2 protein-coding genes are annotated in these 1,620 nt (G+C 70.6%); both read right to left on the reverse strand.

Features of this window, described 5'->3' with window-relative positions; translation table 11 throughout:
• Positions 1–818: PDC sensor domain-containing protein (locus tag AC27IQ_RS24105; RefSeq protein ID WP_487091072.1), on the reverse strand; the 818-nt coding region annotated here is incomplete at its 3' end.
• Positions 819–980: 162 nt separating this feature from the next.
• Positions 981–1,415, reverse strand: a complete 435-nt coding sequence (locus AC27IQ_RS24110) for a DUF1841 family protein (RefSeq protein ID WP_487091073.1) — start codon at positions 1,413–1,415, stop codon at positions 981–983.
• Positions 1,416–1,620: the final 205 nt, after the last annotated feature.

Below are 1,620 nucleotides of genomic sequence, written 5' to 3' on the forward strand. Positions count from 1 at the left end.
CTCCGGCCGGCGGTGAGCCGCTCCCGCTCTCCGCCGCGCGGGGCGGGCTGCTCCGACAGCACCGAGCCGCCCTCGGACTGCGCCACCAGCCGCTGCTCCGTGTCCAGGATGAAGATGTGGCCGTTCCCGCGCAAGGGGTCGTCCCGCAGGAACTGGTTGAGCGTGTCCAGGCGCACATCGGCCTCCATCACGCCCACCATCTGGCCGCTGGCGATCACGGCGGAGGCGGCCGAGATGGTCACATCGGCGCGCTCTCCGGCCGTGGTGTAGATCGGCGACCAGCCCGCGCGCCCGGACCGGGCCACGGGCACATACCAGGGCCGGATGCGCGGGTCGTAGCCGCGGAACGAGGCCGACACCGCGTCGGGCGTGCCGCTCTGGTACACGTGCATCAGGCCCTCGGTGGAGCGGTCCTTGAGGATGAGCCGAAAGCCGTCCGCTTCGCGGCGCATGCCGGTGTATTCGCCGTCGCGGCTGCCGAAGCTCAGCAGGCTGATCTGCCGCTCGTCGCGGTACAGGGCGTCGAACACGGCGCGCAGGTGTTCGTGGATGGGCCGCATGTCGCCCGGCTGGTACAGGCCGTGGCGGCCGATCGCATCGGCGATGTCGCGCTGGATCTCGAAGGGCCGGGAGAGAAAGCGCGACAGCCGGTCCCGGGCGGTGAGCGTCACGGCGTCCAGCAGCCGCACGCTTTCCTGGTCGATCAGGTGGCCGATCTGCCGCTGCTGCGTGAAGGCATGCAATGCCACGGTGGCCGCGAACAGCACGGCGAACGGGACGGCAATGGCGGTGCGCAGCGAAATCTGCCACCGGCGCATGTCAGGCCCCCTGGTCGGGTGCGAGGGCACCGCGGGTGCGTGGGCACCGTGCACGGTGCGGCCTGGCCCGAGGAGCTGCCGCGGCGGCGGGCGACGCTGCCAGCCGGTCAGCGATCTGGAGGGCGGTTCTGGACATGGCGGCGTGCGGCAGGCGGTGAGCCCTCAGTCCCGGGTGGCGCGCCGCTGCACGCAAGCGACATATGCATCGCCATCGGGCGGGCGGCCGGAACGCTGGCTTTCCCACAGCATCTGTCCCAGGCATTCCATGGCGGCATGGTGCGCATCGAGCAGCGAGTCCTTGCGGGCGGCCAGCAATTCGACCGCCTGGCGGATGCCGCGGGGCTGGTCGATGCTGCACTGCTCGCTGATCGACAGGTGCATGGACAGATGCAGGAAGGGGTTGGTGCTGTCCGGCGTCTCGTCGTAGTTGCGGGCCAGGGCTGCATCGACATCGGCCAGATCGGCGTGGTATTCGGGGTGCTCTGCGATCCACAGGCTGGCCAGGGTCTCGATGGCTTCCATGGGCTGGCCGGCCTGGGATTTGGCGTACACGGCGCAGAAAAAGCGCCGCACATCGGCTTGGGACGGATTGAACATGGCAGCCAGCGTAGCACGGGCAAAGCGGGTTTCAGGCAGGGGTTGCACGGGAGGAAACCGTGCATTCCGGCATGCGGTGCGCCGCTGCGCCCCGCATCGCCGGCGCGGCCGGCCGCAAGCTGTCAGAAGGTCTCCCAGTCGTCGGCGTTGTGCTTGCCGCCTGCTGCGGGCGCTGCTGCTGCGGCGGCGGGGGGGCGCGGCGATC

It is taken from the genome of Acidovorax sp. KPB24-07 (genome assembly GCF_057543315.1).